Consider the following 17,677-nt stretch of genomic DNA (forward strand, 5'->3'; position numbering starts at 1 on the left):
AATCGGAGGAGCGGGTTGCCCGGATGGGGTGCGGCGTTCAGCGGCCGGTTACTTCAGCGTGTACTTGCACATGCTGGACGAGGGGTCCTTGTCATTGGCGCCCTTGTTGTCGGCGACCTTCTTGCCGTCGACGGTGATCACACAGGGCGCCGCCTTCAGCTTGCCGTCGGCAGCCTGCACCGACCCGGGCACGACGGACACCACGGTGCCGACCTTCTTCTCGGCCTCGGTCGTGAAGGTGATGGTGGCCGTCTTCTTCCAGGGCAGGGTCACCTGCTCGCCCTTGTTGGTGTCCAGGTTGTAGTACACGAGCGCCGACCCGGTGCCCTGCACCTCGAGGGTGACCTGGTGGCTGACGGGGCCGTCGCCCTTCGACGCCTCGGACGGCTTCCCGGACGGTGCGTCCGAGGCGGGCTTCGGATCGTCCGTCCTTCCGCTGCTGCCGCCGCAGCCCGTGAGCAGGGCGGCGGCGAGGACGAGGGCGGTGGTGGTCACTGTCTTGCGCATGATTCCCCCTTGTGGATGAACCCGTTGATCATAATTCCGGGTCCGGTACGGGGGAGTGAGGGCTGCTACTCGTCCGCGAAGATGTCGGCGGCAGTGGCGGCGGTGACGGCGCGTGTGAGCCAGCCCCGTAGAAGCCCGGGGTCGACGCAGGTGGTGATGCGCTCGCGGGCGGCGTCGGGGACGTCGATGCCGCGCGCCTTCAAGACGGTGAGGACGTGTTCCGCGCCGTTCTTCACGGCGGCCTCGGTCCGAAACGCCTCCCTCAGGGCTGCCTTGAAGAACGGAAACTCCTGGTCCAGAAAGGCACTCCACCGTGCATGGAGTTCCGGACGGCCGCTGACCCACTGGGAAATGAGTTCGAGATGGACCACCCTTTTGTCGAACCAATGCTGCCCCGTGGCGGGGTCGTACCAGTAGTACGGCGCGGGGTCGGGGTCACTCATCGGTGAAGATGTCGTCGGCGGTGGTGGCGGTGAGGGTGCGCAGGAGCCAGCGCTCCAGGAGTTCGAGGTCCCCGCAGCCTGTGATGCGTGCGCGCACCTCGTCGGATACCGGGATGGCACGCCTCTGCAGCAGGAGCAGCACGTTCTTTGCCGCCTGCTCGGCGCGCCCTTCGGTGCGCCCTTCAAGGCGTCCTTGGTCCCGAAGCTCTTCCGAGACGGGCGACGTGTAGAACGACAGGTCGTTGGCCATCAGCTGCCTCCACAGTTGTGCGACTGGGCGCTTGCCCAAGCCTTGTGCGATGAGTTCGGCGAGGGGGAGCGAAAGCTCTTGGGAGGGGCCGATGTGGACGTGGCGGGCGGCCCAGTCGGCGGTGGCGCGGTCCTGACAGACGACTAGGAGCACTGGCGGCAGCTGGTACTTGGTGTGCAGGTACGACAAGTAGTAGGCCCAGCTTGCGGGCTTGGCCGGGTCTTTCTTGCCCTGTGCTTCGACGGCGAGCAGGAAGGCGCCGTCCTTCTCGGTGTCGAAACGCAGCAGGGTGTCGACGCGGCGTTCGACGGGTCGGGACTCGGTCAGGTCGGTCGGCAGGACCGTGGCCGAAGTCGGTGTAGGGAAGGGGACACCGAGCATCTCGGAGACGCGTGGGAAGAGCTCCGGGTACTCCTGGAAGATGCGGTGCATCGCCTCATGTGGGGAACTGACCATGGGCTGGACGTTAGGGAGCGAGGCCGCCTGGCATATGCCAAAAGCACCTGCATCACCAGAACGGGCTAGCTGGACGCCCTGAGTTGACACTCCCCGCACTCGCCCGGTTCAGCCGCCCGGAACGCCCGGTCGCAGCGGTCGCAGTTCTGGAGCGGGAGCCGTTGGGACGGCGCCCGGAAGGGGGGTGGGGGAGGGAGTTGGGCCGTCAGGCGGTGGGCCAGGAGGGCGGCGGGGCGGTGGAGGCGGTCCGGGGGCAGGTTGGTGGTCAGGGCGTCCCGTACGGAGTCGGCGCTGACGTCCCGTTCCAGCCAGGCGGCGACTCCCGGGGCCAGGCGTTCGGCGTCCCGGGCGGAGAGCAGGAGGCGCGGGTCCTGGCGGTGCAGGCCGGCGAGCACGTCGAGGGCCGTCCGGAGGAGCGAGGGGGCCGGGTAGGCGGGTTGGGGTACGGCGAGGGGCGCGGGCTCGCGCCGGGCGGGCCGCTCGGGTGCGTCGGGCGCCGGAGCGGAGGGGTCGTCGTCCGTGCGCCGCGCGCCGGGTTGGTTGCACGAGATCGTTCGGGTGATGAGCCGGCCGTTGGACACACGCTCACGGACTCGCCGCAGATAGCCATGGGCTTCCAGTTCGCGCAGCGCGCCCGCGATTCGGTCGGCGCCCTCCGGGAAGCGGTGGGCCAGCGTTTTGATGTCCACCAGGGCGCCGGTCGGCAGTGACTGGATGTGCACCGAGAGCCCGATGGCCGTGAGCGACAACTCGGCATGCTGGGCGAGGTGGTTGCCGATGACCGTGAACTGGGTGTGGTGCCGGGCGTTGTCGTGAATGACGCCTCCAGCGGTATGCGTCCGGGTGCGGACGTTGCCGCGCTGCCTGCGCGTGGGCGCGCTAAAGTGCTTCGTATCCATCGGGAAGCTCTTTCCTTCCTCGGATGGTCAGGCCCTCGCCCGGGATGCCAGTCCCGGCGGGGGCCGTCGCATTTTGCGGTTGTGTGTCGCGGTGAGCGTAGAACACGCAACCCGGCGCCGTGCCAGTCCAGTTGGCGATGTTCACCCGAGCGAGTGAGCTGGTCGGACCGGCGGGAGGGAGGGGTGGGGTTTGGCGGGGTTCTTTCTTCTCTTTCGTTTCTTTGGGTAGACCGCCCGGGCCACCGGAACCCGGAAAGCCGTGTCCCGGTGCGACCAGGTCCCATGCCGCCCACACCGTCTTGCGCGGCACCGGCCCGAGTTCACGTCACACGGCGTGGCGGTGGGCCGCTTTCGGGCGCTAGTGACGCAGCGGATGCGTGCGGTGACTGTCCGGAGCTTGTCCGGTGCTGTCCGGCCTGTCCGGAGGGGCGTATGGGCAGGGGGCGTCCAGGTACTGCGCGGTACGGCGGAGGTGGCGCGAATGAGCGTGAGCGTGGAAGACGGCACGACGGATGAGCCCGGCTGGGAGGTCGACCCCGACGACGAGTCCGGTGCGGCCGTCATCGCCACGGTCGGACGCCAGCTCCGGCTGCGGCGGGAGGCCGCCGGGATGCGGGCGGGGGACTTCGGTGAGGCGATCGGGTACGGGGAGGACCTGGTCTACAAGGTCGAGGCCGGGAAGCGGATCCCGAGGCCGGAGTACCTGGACAGGGCGGACGAGGTACTCCGGGCCGGTGGGCTGATCGCCGCGATGAAGCAGGACGTGGCGGAGGTCCGCTACCCGAAGAAGGTGCGGGATCTGGCGCGGATGGAGGCGCGGGCCGTTGAGGTGCTGGCGTACGGCAACCACAACCTGCACGGGCTGTTGCAGGCGGAGGAGTACGCGCGGGCGCTGCTGGGAACGCGGCGGCCCGCGCTCTCAGAAGATGAGCTGGAGCGCGCAGTGGCGGCACGGATGGCGCGGCGGTCCATCTTCGAGCGCTCGCCCGCACCGGAACTCAGCTTTGTCCTGGAAGAGGTGACGCTACGCCGCCCCATCGGCGGGACAATGGTGCAGCGCCAGCAGCTCGAACGCCTGTTGGAGCTCGGGCAGATGCGGAACGTTGATATCCAGGTCATGCCGACTGCTCGCTGGGAGCACCCAGGAACGGGCGGCAGGATCCAGATGCTCAAGTTCGGCGATGGCTCCGCCGTGGGCCGCGCCGATGAGGACTACGGAGGGCGTCCCGTCTCGGATCCGAAGCAACTGCGGGTCCTTGAGCTGCGCTATGGCATCATCCGGGCTCAGGCTCTCACGCCAGGGGAGTCGCTGAAGCTCATCGAGGAAGTGCTGGGAGAGACATGATCCGCAAGGCCTCCGCCGGAGAATCCGACGAGCTCGTCTGGTTCAAGAGCAGCTACAGCGACAGCAGCAACCCCAACGACTGCGTCGAGATCGCCACCACCCCTCGCACCGTCCACGTCCGCGACTCCAAGAACACCGAGGGTCCCCGTCTCGCCCTCGGGCCCGCCGCCTGGGCGGACTTCGTGGCGTACGCGTCCCGCGCCTAGCCGGCGGCCCACCGCACCTCGCCTGTCCCGAGCGCGACCCTCGCCCGCACCCGCATCGGCTCGTCGCCGCCGCGCCGGGAGAGCACGACCACCTCGGCCACCCGTGCGGTCAGCGGGCCCCACGCGCCCAGCCGCTCCGCGCACTCGGCGGCCACCTCCCGGGGGTGGCGGGTGCGGCCGAGGCTCAGGTGCGGGGTGAAGCCCTTGTGGTGGCCCTGGCAGGAGGGGAAGCGGAGGCACAGCGCCCGGTACAGCTCCGCCCACGGCCGGTCGTCCGCGGCCGCCGGGTCCAGCCACACCGTGGAGCTGTCCCGGTGCCGGAACGTGTGGATCCCGGCCAGCCGCGCCTCGAAGGGGGCGACCCCGGCCGCCGCCGAGGCCAGCAGCGGTGCCGCACGCCCGAAGTCGTCCTCCGGTACGAAACCGAAGAGCAGGTTCACGTGCGGCGGCCAGCGGTGGATCTGCGGGTCGTGGTCCCGGCGGATGGCCTGGATCGGCGGCCACAGATCGTCGGGCGGCAGCCATGCCACCGCCGTGCGCGGCGTGGGCCCCGTGTCGAGGGCCCGTACCCGCCCGGCGTCGGTCGCGTCGATCCGGTCCACGCCCGTGGTCCGGTCCCAGACCACCTCCCCGTCGGCCTCGAAGAACAGCACCCGGTGCCACGGGATGTCGCCGCCTGGTACGAAGTCGGTCAGCGGCACGCGCCCGGGGTTGCCCTCGCGCAGGCGCACGCCCACCACGAACCGGGCAGGATCGAACCGGGGATCCCACAGGACCCGGTGGTAGATCTCCTCGCTGGTACGCACGTCCCTACTGTGGTCCGGTCAGCCGTCCAGCGCGATCGCGTTCTTCGCCCGCGTGACCGACTCCTCCGACGCCGGGCCGCCCGGGTTCTCCGTGGCCAGGGCCTGGTTCGCGGTGACGAAGGGGCGCATACGGGACTCGTACGCGCCGAAGGCCGCCTCGTGGTCGCCGGCCGCCCCCGCCAGCACGTCCGCCAGGACGTACGCGCCCACCAGGGCGAGGCTGGTGCCCTGGCCGGAGAGGGGGGAGGGGCAGTAGCCGGCGTCGCCGAGCAGGACCGAGCGGCCCCGGGACCAGCGGTCCATGTGGATCTGGGCCATCGCGTCGCAGTAGAAGTCGGGGGCCCGCTGCGCGGCCTTCACCAGCCGGTCGCTCTCCCAGCGCAGGGCGGCCAGCCGCTCCACGACCAGGGACCTCAGGTCGGCCCCGCCGTCCAGCGGCGCGGACTCGAAACCGAACGCGATCCGCAGCTCACGGTTGTCGCGTACGGGCATGATCCCGAACCCCGCCTCCCCGTCCCGCATCCACACCTGCCAGTTGTCCAGGTCCAGGAAGTTGTCCGCGCTGAAGACCGACAGGTAGCTGCCCAGGTGGCGGGCGAAGTCCTCCTCCGGGCCGAAGGCGAGCCGCCGCACCGTCGAGTGCAGGCCGTCCGCTCCGACCACCAGTTCGAAGCGGCGCGACGGGGCGTGGGCGAAGTCCACGGAAACCCCATCGGCGTCCTCGGTGAGCGCGGTGACGCTGTCGCCGAAGACGTACTCGATGTCCCTGCCCGCCCGGTCGTACAGCAGGCGCCCCAGGTCCTCGCGCAGCACCTCGATGTCGTCGCTGTCCAGCCGACCGCTGCTCAGCGCGAACTCCGTCGAGCGGTCGATCTCCGTGCCCTCCGCGTCCAGGACCGACATGCCGCGTATCCGCGTGCGCAGCTCCCGCGCCTGCTCCAGGACGCCGATGCGGTCGATCACGTCCAGGGCCACGCCCCGGACGTCGACCGCCTGGCCGCCCGCGCGCAGCCCCGGGGCGCGCTCGGCGACGGTGGGCGCGAAGCCCCGGCGGCGGAGCAGATACGCGAGCGCGGATCCGGCGATCCCGGCACCGGAAATAAGGATGGACCGCATGGCCAAGCCCCCTTCGATACGATGTACGCGACTGAATGTACGGCGTACATGCAGGCCTGCCAACTGGGATATTCGCGGTACTGTACTAGGTCATCTGAGGGGAAGCCGACTTCGCCGCTGCTAGGCTCTGCCCTAGTACAGGTTGGACGGACAGCAAAAAGAAAGGAGGCGGACCGCATGGGCGACCAACCTCCCTACCTCCGCATCGCCGCCGACATCCGGCAGCGCATCGCCGACGGCGAGCTCCGCCCCGGCGACCGCGTCCCGTCCATCCGGCAGATCGCCCAGCAGTGGGGCGTGGCACTCGCCACCGCCACCAAGGCGCTCACCACGCTCCACCTGGAGGGCGCCGTCGAGGCCCGGCCCCGGGTCGGCACCGTCGTCGCCGGAAAGGACGCCCCCGACGCGGCGGCCCCGGCGCCCCGGCGGTCCGCCGAACCCGAGCTCACCCGGGCCCGCATCGTCCGCGCCGCCATCGAGATCGCCGACGCCGAAGGGCTCGCCGCCCTGTCCATGCGCGGTGTCGCCGCCCGCCTCGGGGTGGCCGCGATGTCCCCGTACCGCTACGTCGGCAGCAAGGACGAGCTCGTCGCGCTGATGGCCGACGCCGCGTACGGCGAGGTCACCCATCCCGCCGCACCGCCGGAGGGATGGCGGGCCCGGGTGGAGACGGGGGCGCGCGCCATGTGGGAGGTGTGCCGCCGGCACCCGTGGGTGGCCCAGATCGGCCCGCTCAGCCGTCCACTCGTCCTGCCGAACCTGATGGCGCACGGCGAGTGGCTGCTCAGCGCGTTGGAGGGCCACGGCCTCGACCCCAAGACCAGGTTCGACATCCACCTGCTGATCTACAGCCACGTCCACGGGCTGGCGGTCAACCTCGAACGCGAGGCCCAGGCCCGGGCCGCGACGGGCCTGACCGACGAGGAGTGGATGGACCGCCAGGACGCCGCACTGCGCGAGGTCGTCTCCTCGGGCCGCTACCCCGCCGTCACCCGTACCCTCACCGGCTTCCCGAACGGCGAGTACGACCTGGACCTGGACGCCCTCTTCGAACTCGGCCTGCGGGCGCTGCTCGACGGCATCACGCACATCGTGGAGGGGTGAGGGCGGCGTCTCCAAGGTCTCACTCGGCAGCAACTCCCGCCTGCACCCATGACCTTGGCGGCGACCGCAAGACCGCTGCCGGTGACGGCGCTGCTCCGGAGTGGCGGGTGCCGCACGCACCCCCCGTCCGCCCGCACCTCCGGCTCCCCCGAGTACCAGCCCGGTCGGAAGGACAGCTCGACCCGGTTCTCGTCGGTGGTGGCGATGCCGGGCAGGCCCGTGCCGGGCTCGCCCGCGTCGGGGGCGGGGACGTCCTTCACCTCCAGACCCCGGCGGGTCCCCTCGCGCCGGAGGTGCTCCACGGCGGCGAGGTAGTCGGCCTTGTTGAGGAAGTCCAGCTCCCAGGAGTAGATCGGGTGGTCCCGGGTGACCCCGTCACCGTCGACGCCCAGGTCGTCCTTGCAGGAGGTGCTGCCCTCGCTCTCGGCGAGCCGGTCGGGCGAGATGCCCGCCAGGTCCGGCGCCGGGGTCAGCGCCAGCACGGTGCGTACGCCCGCCTCCTTGGTCTGCGCGACCCTCTCCCGGTACGCGGCAGCCGACCGCACCGGCCCGCCCGCCAGGGACTGGCACCCGTAGGCGGTGAGGGCGATGAGGGCGACGGGCAGCACGCCGATCACGGTGGCCGCGCGGTAGCCGTACAGCGGCGGGCCAGGAGGAGACGGAGACGCAGGTGCGGACATGATCCCGGTCCAAGCCTCCGGGCAGCCGCGCCGACAGGGCTGAGGTACCCGGGTGGAGTGAGTGGGAGAACCCGAATGAGGGAACCCATCCAGCGCGCGCCCCCGCGACAGTCCAGCGGCATGAACGCCCATGTCACCCGGAAGTCAGCGTTCGCGTTCCCACGTCTGGAGGACCGCAAGTGCGTAGGCGACGCGGGCGTCCAGGTGCTGGGGGTCGAAGCGGTAGATCTTGTTGACGCCCCGGTAGTCCAGCACCGTGCCGGCGCCGGGTGTGCGCCAGCGGGTTCGGGTCGGTCTTGCGACCGTGTCGTCGTCGGCCTCGCCCACGAAGAACGAGTACACCGATACGCCGAGCACGACGAGGAACCAGACGGGGGCGGTCACCACATAGATGAGCCACGCGTACCAAGTGCCGGACCTGCCCGTGACGGTCCGTGTCGGGTTGGTGAACTGTGCGGACCACCGGACGCGGCGGGGCCAGGGCAGGAACCGGCCGGCGCGGCGGGTGATCCGGGCCAGTGGTGTGCCGTCGGGTGTGTGGACGTCGTAGACGTCCGGGGCGGCGGGGCGGACGGAGCAGGACGGACTACTGCCGTCCCGTCCGTTGTCGATCCAGAAGGGCACAGGTGCCTGGCGGCTCCAGCGCTGAGTGGTGCGCGGGGTGAAGACCCGGGCCAGCGGGGTGTCCCCGGGGCGACGCGCGGTCGTCAGCCGGATCGTCGAGGCCATCTCGGCGTCGGGCGGCAGGTGCGGCGGCCGTGGGTCGGATGCCGGAACCGGGTTGTTCACGGAGACCAGGAACGCGTACGGGGTGTCGGTCACGTTGTTCACGGTGTCATCCGAAGGGGTTGACGCTCGACAGGCGGCCGATGACGTCGCCCGCCGTATCGCGTGCCTGGGCGATCTTCTCGTGGAACTTGTCGGACGCGTACTGAACGTCCTCCGTGGCGAGTCGCACGCCCTCCTTGTAGAGGTTCTTCGCGCCGGTGACCGCCTCGTAGCCGCGTGCCGTCCAGGACCGCGGGTCGATGTACTTGCCGACAGTTTCGCCGGTGTTGTCGATGATCGGCCTGACGGAGTCGGCGAGCGCGGGAATGTGTTTCAGCGGGGTGTTCTCGATCAGCTGGGGCATCACCTTCTGGAAGGCGATGTCCGTCACTCCCGCACCGGGCCGGTACAGGTTGAAGTCACCCAACTCCTTGGCCACGGCCACCTTGAACCGGTCCGCCAGACCGTCCGCGGTGATGTGGATCGCATGCGCCTTGCTGCCGAGGGAGTTGATGTTCCGCATCACCCATTTCTCGGCGTCGTCGCCCAGTTTCGCGGTTCCTCCGACGTGCTCGATGATGTCGTCCGCGCGCTTCCAGGCGTCGGCTGCCTTCGCTCCGAAGTCCAGCACGTTCATGGGGATCTTGACGCCCGTGAAGGTCCCCTTGGCGACCTTCCCCACCCGCAGCAGATCAGCGAACGGCACGAAGCCGATGATGTCCAGGCCGATGTCCGTCCAGTTGCCCTTCTTCGCCCCCGCTGCCCAGCCGACGGCGTGGAAGGTGAGGGCGCCGGCGTTCAGCACCATGCCGATGCCCTCGAAGATGACGGCGCCGATGATGGTCTCGGAGAAGATGACCGCGAGGACGTCGCAGGCGGCACTGGCGTAGCCGAGCCAGTCTCCGATCTCGTAGATCGTGTCCGCGTGTTCCTCGACCCAGTCCCAGAGGTCGGCCGCGAGATCCTTGATCCTTTCGCCGAGGCCCGCGAGGGCGTCGACGAGCATGTCGAGCAGGCTCTCGTCCGGCGCGGCCTCGGCGGCCCTGCGGATCGCCGCGGCGGCGGCGCGGGCCGCCTCCTCGTGGTCGCCCAGCAACTCCCGCGCCTTCTTGATGACGGCGTTCAGCTCGTCGGCGGCCTCGTTCACGCGCTTCGTCGCGTGGTCCAGGCGCCGCTGAGCGTTCTGCAGCTCCGTGTCCGTGTCGAAGGTCTGGCCCGCGAGCCGCAGGTCCGGGTTGTTCTGCGCCTCCTTCAGCGTTTGCCGGGCCGTCGCCGCCTCCTGCTCGTAGCGGCGCGCCAGCGCCTGGAAGTCCGTCAGCCGGGACTCCCAGGTGTGGAGCGCGTGCGCGGCGTCGATCAGCGAACTGTGCCCGTCGGCCAGGTACTTCGGCAGCGTGCCGGCCTTCTTGGCGAAAGCGGACGCCGCCTCGCCCACCCATGCTCCGTCCGCCTTCCCCAGCCGGGTCAGCGTCGCATGCGCGTCATGGAGCTGCTTGCCCACGCCGCTGAGCGTGGTGACCAGGTGACGCACCGAGGACGGCACACCCGGTGCGGGGTCGAAGCCGAGCGCCTCGTACGTCTGTGTGCTCATGGGGACGATCTCCTCGACGCGATCAGTAGGAGCCGAAGGGGGAGAGGGGAGGGGAAACGGAGGCTGCCGTGTCGGCGGGCGTGGGGGCGTCGGACTCGTCGAAAGTGATGGTGTCGGCGATGTCCGCGAGGACCGCTTGGTAGTGGAAGAGGTCCTGGACGTCGGCCGTGCTCAGGCAGAGCAGCAGCAGCCGGTCGTCCTCGGGGAACGGCAGCCAGACCTCGATCCGGACGAAAAACCGTTCCTGGTCTCCCTCCGGCAGCTCCCACACGGCCCGGGACCCGGCGATGCGGACGACCGCGGGGCCGGCGGGCAGGGTGATCGGCTGGACCTCGCCCGCCTCGCCGCCCTCGGACGCCTTGTCCAGCACCTCCGCGATGCCCGCGGCCGTGCGGTACGGGTCGGGGTTGTCCAGGTCGCGCACGCTGACGGTGAGCGTGGCGCGGCTGACGCGCTCGGGCGGCTTCGAGCCGTCCGAGGTGCCGCCGATGGGGAAGATGCCGAGCGCGTTGTAGACGGCACCGCCCGCGACGAGACCTGGGGCGTTCGCCGAGTACATGGCCGCTGTCAGCCTGCGCAGGGGCTCCAGGTCCTCGCGCTCGCCCCAGTAGTCGCGGGCGAACCGCCGCAGCTGCTCGCCGAAGGCGTCCTCGTCGTCACCGATGCCGAGGGGGATGGCGTGGAACTCCGGCTGGACCTGGAAGCGGAACGCCGACGGCCCGCCGTCGGAATCCGCTGCCACCGACTCGGCCACTGCTGCCAGCTCCGTGGCTTCAGCCGCTTCAGCCTCTTCGCCCGCTCCAGTGGGACCGGAGCCGGTCCGACCCCGGGCTTCCCTGGAATCACGCACGGAGGAATCACGCACGGACGTCACCGGCAGTAGCCTTCACGGACCTGACCATCGCCTCGATCTGGTCCTCCAGGTGCTGGAAGAGCTTGCCCGACTCGCCGACCTTCTCGGTGATGCCCCCCGTGGCGTCGGCGATCAGCTTGATGCCGTGGTCCCACTTCTCCTGGAAGTCGTCGCAGGCCTCCTCCAGCTCGTTGGAGCCGGAGCCCTTGGGCCCGATGTCCTTCAGCTGTCTCATCGCGGACCGCATTCCGTCCGCGCACTCGCTGAGATCGGTGACGAGCCGGGACAGGGCCTTGAACTCGACCTTGCTATAGCCAGCCATCGCCGTTGTGCACCCCCGAAAATATTGCCGATCCGCAGATTTTTGCACGAGGAAAACGGCACGAAAGGGACTGTCCTGCCGGTCGGCGCGGGCGTGCACAGAAGCTCCCCGAGTGATCCACGCGGTGCCCACTCCGACCCTCGGCGAGCCGACCAGCAGGGCCCACGACTCGGAACGGCACGCCGGCCGCCGGAGGCCCCGCAGCCGGGTTCTCGGGCCGGGCGTGCGGGCCCGGGCCGCCGGGGCGGGCCAGGTCCACGGGGCAGATCCACCGTCATGGCGGGCGCCGCCACATCCCCGTACGCCTGCTGCACCGGTTCTTCACAGCAGCAGTCGGATACGGGTCGGCGCCATGATCCGCCCGCGCCGCCGGGAGCGCAGCCGGGCCGGTCTCGCCGACGTGCGGCTCGCGCACCGGAGCATCGGCGAGACCGCCGCCCGGTGGGGCTTCCGGCGCCAGGCAGACTTCGCACCGGGAGTCTGTGGTGCGCCGCGGTGAGTAGCGCCCCCCCGTCATGGTGAGCGGCGGGTCGGCGGGTCTGTGATGACGCGCGCTGGTGGTGGCTCGGCGCGTGCCGCGGTTTGACACGCGACCCCCGCGGGGTAATCTCTTCGGCTCGATTGGCGTCGGCAGCGACCCGTATGGCAGACTGTCGGGGTTGCTCGGTTGAGTGCCGATGCTGCGCGCCTCCCGCCGGGAGGACCGGAAGCGAGTCCCACAGTACTCGTCGCCCCTGATCAGGGGCGGACGTACGGGAATCTTCCGGGAAGTGTCAGCGGGGCGCCGACCAGGCACCCGGTGGGTGTTCCGCCCCCGACGCTCTTCATTGAGCACAGCGCGGTCTCAGGGCCCGCACCCCCTCGGTTGGGAAATCCTTCGGGAGATCTGCGTAGAGGGGATGCGACACGCCCGACCGCGTGGGTCGGAGGAGGGGCTGTGATTCCCAGGCCGCGAGGCCAGGGAGAAGCGGCCCACCAGGTTCCAGAGCGTTACGAGAGACAGGACTACTGAGTAGCCATGGCGGGACAGAAGATCCGCATCCGGCTCAAGGCCTACGACCACGAGGTCATCGACTCGTCGGCGAAGAAGATCGTCGAGACGGTGACGCGCACTGGTGCGTCGGTCGCGGGCCCGGTGCCGCTGCCCACTGAGAAGAACGTGTACTGCGTCATCAAGTCGCCGCACAAGTACAAGGACTCGCGCGAGCACTTCGAGATGCGCACGCACAAGCGCCTCATCGACATCCTCGACCCCACGCCGAAGACGGTTGACTCGCTGATGCGTCTCGACCTGCCGGCCGGCGTCGACATCGAGATCAAGCTCTGAGGTGACGCGCGAGATGGCTAAGAACATTAAGGGCGTCCTGGGCGAGAAGCTCGGCATGACCCAGGTCTGGGACGAGAACAACCGGGTCGTCCCGGTGACCGTCGTCAAGGCCGGGCCCTGCGTCGTCACCCAGGTCCGCACGAACGACACTGACGGCTACGAGTCGGTCCAGATCGCCTTCGGCGAGATCGACCCGCGCAAGGTGAACAAGCCCCTCAAGGGTCACTTCGCCAAGGCCGACGTCACCCCGCGCCGCCACCTGGTGGAGATCCGCACCGCTGACGCCTCCGAGTACACGCTCGGCCAGGAGATCACCGCTGAGGTCTTCGAGGCGGGCGTCAAGGTCGACGTCACCGGCAAGAGCAAGGGCAAGGGCTTCGCCGGTGTCATGAAGCGCCACAACTTCCGTGGCCTGGGCGCCGGACACGGCACCCAGCGCAAGCACCGCTCGCCCGGTTCCATCGGTGGCTGCGCCACCCCGGGCCGTGTGTTCAAGGGCCTCCGCATGGCGGGCCGCATGGGCAACGAGCGGGTCACCACCCAGAACCTGACCGTCCACGCCGTTGACGCGGAGAAGGGTCTGCTCCTGATCAAGGGTGCGGTCCCCGGTCCGAACGGCGGCCTCGTCCTGGTCCGTACCGCGGCCAAGGGGGCCTGAGGTAACGATGAGCACCATTGACATCCTTTCGCCGGCAGGCGACAAGGCCGGTACCGTCGAGCTCCCCGCGGAGATCTTCGACGCGAAGACCAGCGTTCCGCTGATCCACCAGGTCGTCGTCGCCCAGCTGGCCGCTGCCCGTCAGGGCACGCACAAGACCAAGACCCGTGGCGAAGTCCGCGGTGGTGGCAAGAAGCCGTACCGCCAGAAGGGCACCGGCCGCGCCCGTCAGGGTTCGACCCGCGCCCCGCAGTTCGCCGGCGGTGGCGTCGTCCACGGCCCCGTGCCGCGTGACTACTCGCAGCGCACCCCGAAGAAGATGAAGGCCGCCGCCCTGCGCGGTGCCCTCTCGGACCGGGCGCGTCACTCCCGTATCCACGTCGTCTCCGGCGTGGTCGAGGGCGCGGTGTCCACCAAGGCCGCCAAGACGCTGTTCGGCAAGATCTCGGAGCGCAAGAACCTGCTCCTGGTCGCCGAGCGCTCGGACGAGGCCGCGTGGCTGTCCGCCCGCAACCTGCCCCAGGTGCACATCCTGGAGCCGGGCCAGCTGAACACGTACGACGTGATCGTCTCCGACGACGTGGTCTTCACCAAGGCCGCCTTCGAGTCCTTCGTGTCTGGCCCCAAGGCCGATGACAACGAGGGGAGCGAGGCCTGATGGCCGAGATCACCAGCAAGACCTTCTCCGACCCGCGCGACGTTCTCGTCAAGCCGGTTGTCTCCGAGAAGAGCTACGCGCTGCTCGACGAGAACAAGTACACGTTCATCGTGGCGCCCACCGCGAACAAGACCCAGATCAAGCAGGCCGTCGAGGCGGTCTTCTCGGTCAAGGTCGCGTCGGTGAACACGATCAACCGTCAGGGCAAGCGCAAGCGCACCCGCACCGGTTTCGGTAAGCGCGCGAACACCAAGCGCGCCATCGTGACCCTTGCTGAGGGCAACCGTATCGACATCTTCGGCGGTCCGACCGCCTAACGGCGGTCTGGATCGTCCGAATATCGGACGAGGACTGAGAAATGGGTATCCGCAAGTACAAGCCGACGACTCCGGGCCGTCGTGGCTCCAGCGTCGCCGACTTTGTCGAGATCACGCGGTCCACGCCGGAGAAGTCGCTGGTCCGCCCCCTGCACAGCAAGGGCGGCCGTAACAACACCGGTCGTGTGACCGTCCGTCACCAGGGCGGTGGCCACAAGCGCGCCTACCGCGTGATCGACTTCCGTCGTCACGACAAGGACGGCGTGCCGGCCAAGGTCGCTCACATCGAGTACGACCCCAACCGCACCGCGCGCATCGCGCTCCTCCACTACGTGGACGGCGAGAAGCGCTACATCATCGCCCCGCGTGGCCTGAACCAGGGCGACCGGGTCGAGAACGGCCCCGGCGCCGACATCAAGCCCGGCAACAACCTGGCCCTCCGCAACATCCCGGTCGGTACCACGATCCACGCGATCGAGCTCCGTCCCGGTGGTGGCGCCAAGTTCGCCCGCTCCGCGGGTGCCTCCGTGCAGCTGCTCGCGAAGGAGGGCCAGATGGCCCACCTGCGCATGCCGTCCGGTGAGATCCGCCTGGTCGACGTCCGCTGCCGCGCCACCATCGGCGAGGTCGGCAACGCCGAGCAGTCGAACATCAACTGGGGCAAGGCCGGCCGCAAGCGCTGGCTGGGCGTTCGCCCGACCGTCCGCGGTGTGGCGATGAACCCGGTTGACCACCCGCACGGTGGTGGTGAGGGCAAGACCTCCGGTGGTCGCCACCCGGTCTCCCCCTGGGGTCAGAAGGAGGGTCGTACTCGTTCTCCCAAGAAGGCGAGCAACAAGTACATCGTCCGCCGCCGCAAGACGAACAAGAAGCGCTAGGAGCGGGTTTAGATGCCGCGTAGTCTCAAGAAGGGGCCCTTCGTCGACGACCACCTGATCAAGAAGGTGGACGTACAGAACGAAGCAGGCACCAAGAACGTCATCAAGACCTGGTCCCGTCGCTCGATGATCGTCCCGGCCATGCTCGGCCACACGATCGCGGTGCACAACGGCAAGACCCACATCCCGGTGTTCGTCACCGAGTCGATGGTCGGCCACAAGCTCGGCGAGTTCTCGCCGACTCGCACCTTCCGCGGCCACGTCAAGGACGACCGGAAGTCGAAGCGCCGCTAACGCGGGGTGAAAGACCATGACGAACGTGTCAGACACTGAAGGGACAACCATGGAAGCCAGGGCCCAGGCGCGGTACATCCGCGTCACGCCCATGAAGGCCCGCCGCGTGGTGGACCTCATCCGTGGCATGGACGCCACGGAGGCTCAGGCGGTCCTGCGTTTCGCCCCGCAGGCCGCGAGCGTGCCGGTGGGCAAGGTGCTGGACAGCGCCATTGCCAACGCCGCGCACAACTACGACCACACGGACGCCTCTTCGCTGTACATCAGCGAGGCGTACGTCGACGAGGGCCCGACCCTGAAGCGGTTCCGTCCGCGTGCTCAGGGCCGTGCCTACCGGATCCGCAAGCGGACCAGCCACATCACCGTGGTCGTCAGCAGCAAGGAAGGAACCCGGTAATGGGCCAGAAGGTAAACCCGCACGGGTTCCGGCTCGGCATCACCACCGACTTCAAGTCGCGTTGGTACGCCGACAAGCTGTACAAGGACTACGTCAAGGAAGACGTCGCCATCCGTCGGATGATGACGTCCGGCATGGAGCGCGCCGGCATCTCGAAGGTTGAGATCGAGCGCACCCGTGACCGCGTGCGGGTGGACATCCACACCGCGCGTCCCGGCATCGTCATCGGCCGCCGTGGCGCCGAGGCCGACCGCATCCGCGGCGACCTCGAGAAGCTCACGGGCAAGCAGGTCCAGCTGAACATCCTCGAGGTCAAGAACCCCGAGGTCGACGCTCAGCTCGTGGCCCAGGCCGTTGCCGAGCAGCTGTCCTCCCGCGTCTCCTTCCGCCGCGCCATGCGTAAGAGCATGCAGTCGGCCATGAAGGCGGGCGCCAAGGGCATCAAGATCCAGTGTGGTGGCCGTCTCGGCGGCGCCGAGATGTCCCGCTCGGAGTTCTACCGCGAGGGCCGTGTGCCGCTGCACACGCTCCGCGCGAACGTCGAGTACGGCTTCTTCGAGGCCAAGACCACCTTCGGCCGCATCGGCGTGAAGGTCTGGATCTACAAGGGCGACGTCAAGAACATCGCCGAGGTTCGCGCCGAGAACGCTGCTGCCCGCGCCGGCAACCGCCCGGCCCGTGGTGGCGCTGAGCGCCCCGCCGGCCGTGGTGGCCGCGGTGGCGAGCGTGGCGGTCGCGGTCGCAAGCCGCAGCAGACCGGTTCCGCTGCCGAGGCCCCCAAGGCCGAGGCCGCTGCCGCTGCTCCGGCTGAGAGCACCGGAACGGAGGCCTGACCGAAATGCTGATCCCCCGTAGGGTCAAGCACCGCAAGCAGCACCACCCGAAGCGCAGCGGTATGTCCAAGGGTGGTACGCAGGTTGCGTTCGGCGAGTACGGCATTCAGGCCCTCACTCCGGCGTACGTGACCAACCGCCAGATCGAGGCGGCCCGTATCGCGATGACCCGCCACATCAAGCGTGGCGGCAAGGTCTGGATCAACATCTACCCGGACCGTCCGCTGACCAAGAAGCCTGCCGAGACCCGCATGGGTTCCGGTAAGGGTTCGCCGGAGTGGTGGGTCGCGAACGTCAAGCCCGGTCGGGTGATGTTCGAGCTGTCCTACCCGAACGAGAAGATCGCGCGTGAGGCCCTGACTCGTGCCGCCCACAAGCTGCCGATGAAGTGCAAGATCGTCAAGCGCGAGGCAGGTGAGCTGTGATGTCGGCCGGTACCAAGGCGTCCGAGCTGCGCGAGCTGGGCAACGAGGAGCTTCTCAACAAGCTCCGCGAGGCCAAGGAAGAGCTGTTCAACCTCCGCTTCCAGGCGGCGACGGGTCAGCTCGAGAACCACGGTCGGCTCAAGTCCGTCCGTAAGGACATCGCCCGGATCTACACCCTGATGCGTGAGCGCGAGCTGGGCATCGAGACGGTGGAGAGCGCCTGATGAGCGAGAGCAACGTGACTGAGAACAAGGAAGCGCGCGGTTTCCGCAAGACCCGTGAGGGTCTGGTCGTCAGCGACAAGATGGACAAGACCGTCGTCGTCGCCGTCGAGGACCGCGTCAAGCACGCGCTGTACGGCAAGGTCATCCGCCGTACGAACAAGCTCAAGGCGCACGACGAGCAGAACGCCGCGGGTGTCGGCGACCGTGTCCTCCTCATGGAGACCCGGCCGCTGTCCGCGACCAAGCGCTGGCGCGTCGTCGAGATCCTCGAGAAGGCCAAGTAATCGCTCGGGGGGTTTCCCCCGAGTTCGTTCCGCCAG

The 17,677-nt window shown here is 69.2% G+C and carries 23 protein-coding genes and 1 pseudogene; 14 read left to right on the forward strand and 10 right to left on the reverse strand.

Annotated features, from left to right (window positions below):
* Positions 1-48: 48 nt before the first annotated feature.
* The 4 genes from ABT360_RS01685 to ABT360_RS01700 form a co-directional block, all read right to left on the reverse strand.
* Positions 49-507: a hypothetical protein gene (locus tag ABT360_RS01685; protein ID WP_351809077.1), complete on the reverse strand. Its 459-nt coding sequence runs from the start codon at positions 505-507 to the stop codon at positions 49-51.
* A gap of 65 nt (positions 508-572) precedes the next feature.
* A complete protein-coding gene (locus ABT360_RS01690; protein ID WP_351809080.1) occupies positions 573-950 on the reverse strand; it encodes a hypothetical protein in 378 nt (125 codons plus the stop codon).
* Positions 943-1,656 (reverse strand): hypothetical protein, encoded by a 714-nt coding sequence (locus ABT360_RS01695; RefSeq protein WP_351809083.1) that lies wholly within the window; start codon positions 1,654-1,656, stop codon positions 943-945. Before ABT360_RS01695 ends, ABT360_RS01690 begins: the two co-directional genes overlap by 8 nt.
* A gap of 65 nt (positions 1,657-1,721) precedes the next feature.
* Positions 1,722-2,555: a helix-turn-helix domain-containing protein gene (locus ABT360_RS01700; protein ID WP_351809086.1), complete on the reverse strand. Its 834-nt coding sequence runs from the start codon at positions 2,553-2,555 to the stop codon at positions 1,722-1,724.
* A 481-nt stretch (positions 2,556-3,036) separates the two neighbouring features.
* Here ABT360_RS01700 and ABT360_RS01705 point away from each other — a divergent pair, with 481 nt between their 5' ends.
* The gene (locus tag ABT360_RS01705; RefSeq protein ID WP_351809089.1) at positions 3,037-3,900 is read left to right on the forward strand and encodes a helix-turn-helix domain-containing protein; all 864 of its coding nucleotides are present in this window, start codon (positions 3,037-3,039) and stop codon (positions 3,898-3,900) included.
* Positions 3,897-4,106: a DUF397 domain-containing protein gene (locus ABT360_RS01710; RefSeq protein ID WP_351809092.1), complete on the forward strand. Its 210-nt coding sequence runs from the start codon at positions 3,897-3,899 to the stop codon at positions 4,104-4,106. The genes ABT360_RS01705 and ABT360_RS01710 overlap by 4 nt, the downstream gene beginning before the upstream one ends.
* 8 nt (positions 4,107-4,114) lie before the next feature.
* Here ABT360_RS01710 and ABT360_RS01715 read toward each other — a convergent pair.
* Both ABT360_RS01715 and ABT360_RS01720 read right to left on the reverse strand, forming a co-directional pair.
* Positions 4,115-4,912: pseudogene (locus ABT360_RS01715) on the reverse strand (RNA repair domain-containing protein); the annotation flags it as partial.
* 18 nt (positions 4,913-4,930) lie between these two features.
* Positions 4,931-6,028, reverse strand: a complete 1,098-nt coding sequence (locus tag ABT360_RS01720) for an FAD-dependent monooxygenase (RefSeq protein ID WP_351809095.1) — start codon at positions 6,026-6,028, stop codon at positions 4,931-4,933.
* Between the two features lie 177 nt (positions 6,029-6,205).
* Here ABT360_RS01720 and ABT360_RS01725 point away from each other — a divergent pair, with 177 nt between their 5' ends.
* Positions 6,206-7,132 (forward strand): TetR/AcrR family transcriptional regulator C-terminal domain-containing protein, encoded by a 927-nt coding sequence (locus ABT360_RS01725; protein WP_351809098.1) that lies wholly within the window; start codon positions 6,206-6,208, stop codon positions 7,130-7,132.
* 824 nt (positions 7,133-7,956) lie between these two features.
* Here the strand turns inward: ABT360_RS01725 and ABT360_RS01730 are convergent.
* The 4 genes from ABT360_RS01730 to ABT360_RS01745 all read right to left on the reverse strand — a co-directional run bounded on the left by ABT360_RS01730 (position 7,957) and on the right by ABT360_RS01745 (position 11,346).
* Positions 7,957-8,634: a hypothetical protein gene (locus ABT360_RS01730; RefSeq protein ID WP_351809101.1), complete on the reverse strand. Its 678-nt coding sequence runs from the start codon at positions 8,632-8,634 to the stop codon at positions 7,957-7,959.
* A gap of 13 nt (positions 8,635-8,647) precedes the next feature.
* A complete protein-coding gene (locus ABT360_RS01735) occupies positions 8,648-10,171 on the reverse strand; it encodes a putative T7SS-secreted protein (RefSeq protein WP_351809104.1) in 1,524 nt (507 codons plus the stop codon).
* A gap of 22 nt (positions 10,172-10,193) precedes the next feature.
* Entirely contained in the window at positions 10,194-10,913 is a 720-nt protein-coding gene (locus tag ABT360_RS01740; RefSeq protein ID WP_351809107.1) for a hypothetical protein, read from the reverse strand.
* A 115-nt stretch (positions 10,914-11,028) separates the two neighbouring features.
* Complete coding sequence (locus ABT360_RS01745) at positions 11,029-11,346, reverse strand: hypothetical protein (protein ID WP_351809110.1); 318 nt, start codon at positions 11,344-11,346, stop codon at positions 11,029-11,031.
* A gap of 1,018 nt (positions 11,347-12,364) precedes the next feature.
* Here ABT360_RS01745 and rpsJ point away from each other — a divergent pair.
* The 11 genes from rpsJ to rpsQ are packed head-to-tail and all read left to right on the forward strand — an operon-like array spanning position 12,365 to position 17,641.
* Positions 12,365-12,673, forward strand: a complete 309-nt coding sequence (gene rpsJ / locus ABT360_RS01750) for a 30S ribosomal protein S10 (RefSeq protein WP_003948644.1) — start codon at positions 12,365-12,367, stop codon at positions 12,671-12,673.
* A 13-nt stretch (positions 12,674-12,686) separates the two neighbouring features.
* Entirely contained in the window at positions 12,687-13,331 is a 645-nt protein-coding gene (gene rplC, locus ABT360_RS01755; protein ID WP_315876824.1) for a 50S ribosomal protein L3, read from the forward strand.
* Between the two features lie 7 nt (positions 13,332-13,338).
* Entirely contained in the window at positions 13,339-13,989 is a 651-nt protein-coding gene (gene rplD, locus ABT360_RS01760; protein WP_189550648.1) for a 50S ribosomal protein L4, read from the forward strand.
* Positions 13,989-14,306, forward strand: a complete 318-nt coding sequence (gene rplW / locus ABT360_RS01765; RefSeq protein WP_351809114.1) for a 50S ribosomal protein L23 — start codon at positions 13,989-13,991, stop codon at positions 14,304-14,306. Before rplD ends, rplW begins: the two co-directional genes overlap by 1 nt.
* Positions 14,307-14,347: 41 nt before the next feature.
* Positions 14,348-15,184, forward strand: a complete 837-nt coding sequence (gene rplB, locus ABT360_RS01770) for a 50S ribosomal protein L2 (protein WP_018847502.1) — start codon at positions 14,348-14,350, stop codon at positions 15,182-15,184.
* 12 nt (positions 15,185-15,196) lie between these two features.
* Entirely contained in the window at positions 15,197-15,478 is a 282-nt protein-coding gene (gene rpsS, locus ABT360_RS01775) for a 30S ribosomal protein S19 (protein ID WP_003948639.1), read from the forward strand.
* Positions 15,479-15,527: 49 nt separating this feature from the next.
* On the forward strand, positions 15,528-15,875 hold the full coding sequence (gene rplV / locus ABT360_RS01780) for a 50S ribosomal protein L22 (protein WP_030685471.1): 348 nt from the start codon (positions 15,528-15,530) through the stop codon (positions 15,873-15,875).
* Positions 15,875-16,708, forward strand: coding sequence for a 30S ribosomal protein S3 (gene rpsC, locus ABT360_RS01785; protein ID WP_073753481.1), 834 nt, complete (start codon positions 15,875-15,877; stop codon positions 16,706-16,708). Before rplV ends, rpsC begins: the two co-directional genes overlap by 1 nt.
* 5 nt (positions 16,709-16,713) lie before the next feature.
* Positions 16,714-17,133, forward strand: a complete 420-nt coding sequence (rplP, locus tag ABT360_RS01790) for a 50S ribosomal protein L16 (RefSeq protein WP_073753483.1) — start codon at positions 16,714-16,716, stop codon at positions 17,131-17,133.
* Positions 17,133-17,357: a 50S ribosomal protein L29 gene (rpmC, locus tag ABT360_RS01795; protein ID WP_015035581.1), complete on the forward strand. Its 225-nt coding sequence runs from the start codon at positions 17,133-17,135 to the stop codon at positions 17,355-17,357. Before rplP ends, rpmC begins: the two co-directional genes overlap by 1 nt.
* Positions 17,357-17,641, forward strand: coding sequence for a 30S ribosomal protein S17 (rpsQ, locus tag ABT360_RS01800; protein WP_039656223.1), 285 nt, complete (start codon positions 17,357-17,359; stop codon positions 17,639-17,641). The genes rpmC and rpsQ overlap by 1 nt, the downstream gene beginning before the upstream one ends.
* Positions 17,642-17,677 lie beyond the last annotated feature (36 nt).

Origin of the sequence: Streptomyces sp. NPDC000229 (assembly GCF_040300825.1) — a bacterium.
Taxonomy (GTDB): domain Bacteria; phylum Actinomycetota; class Actinomycetes; order Streptomycetales; family Streptomycetaceae; genus Streptomyces.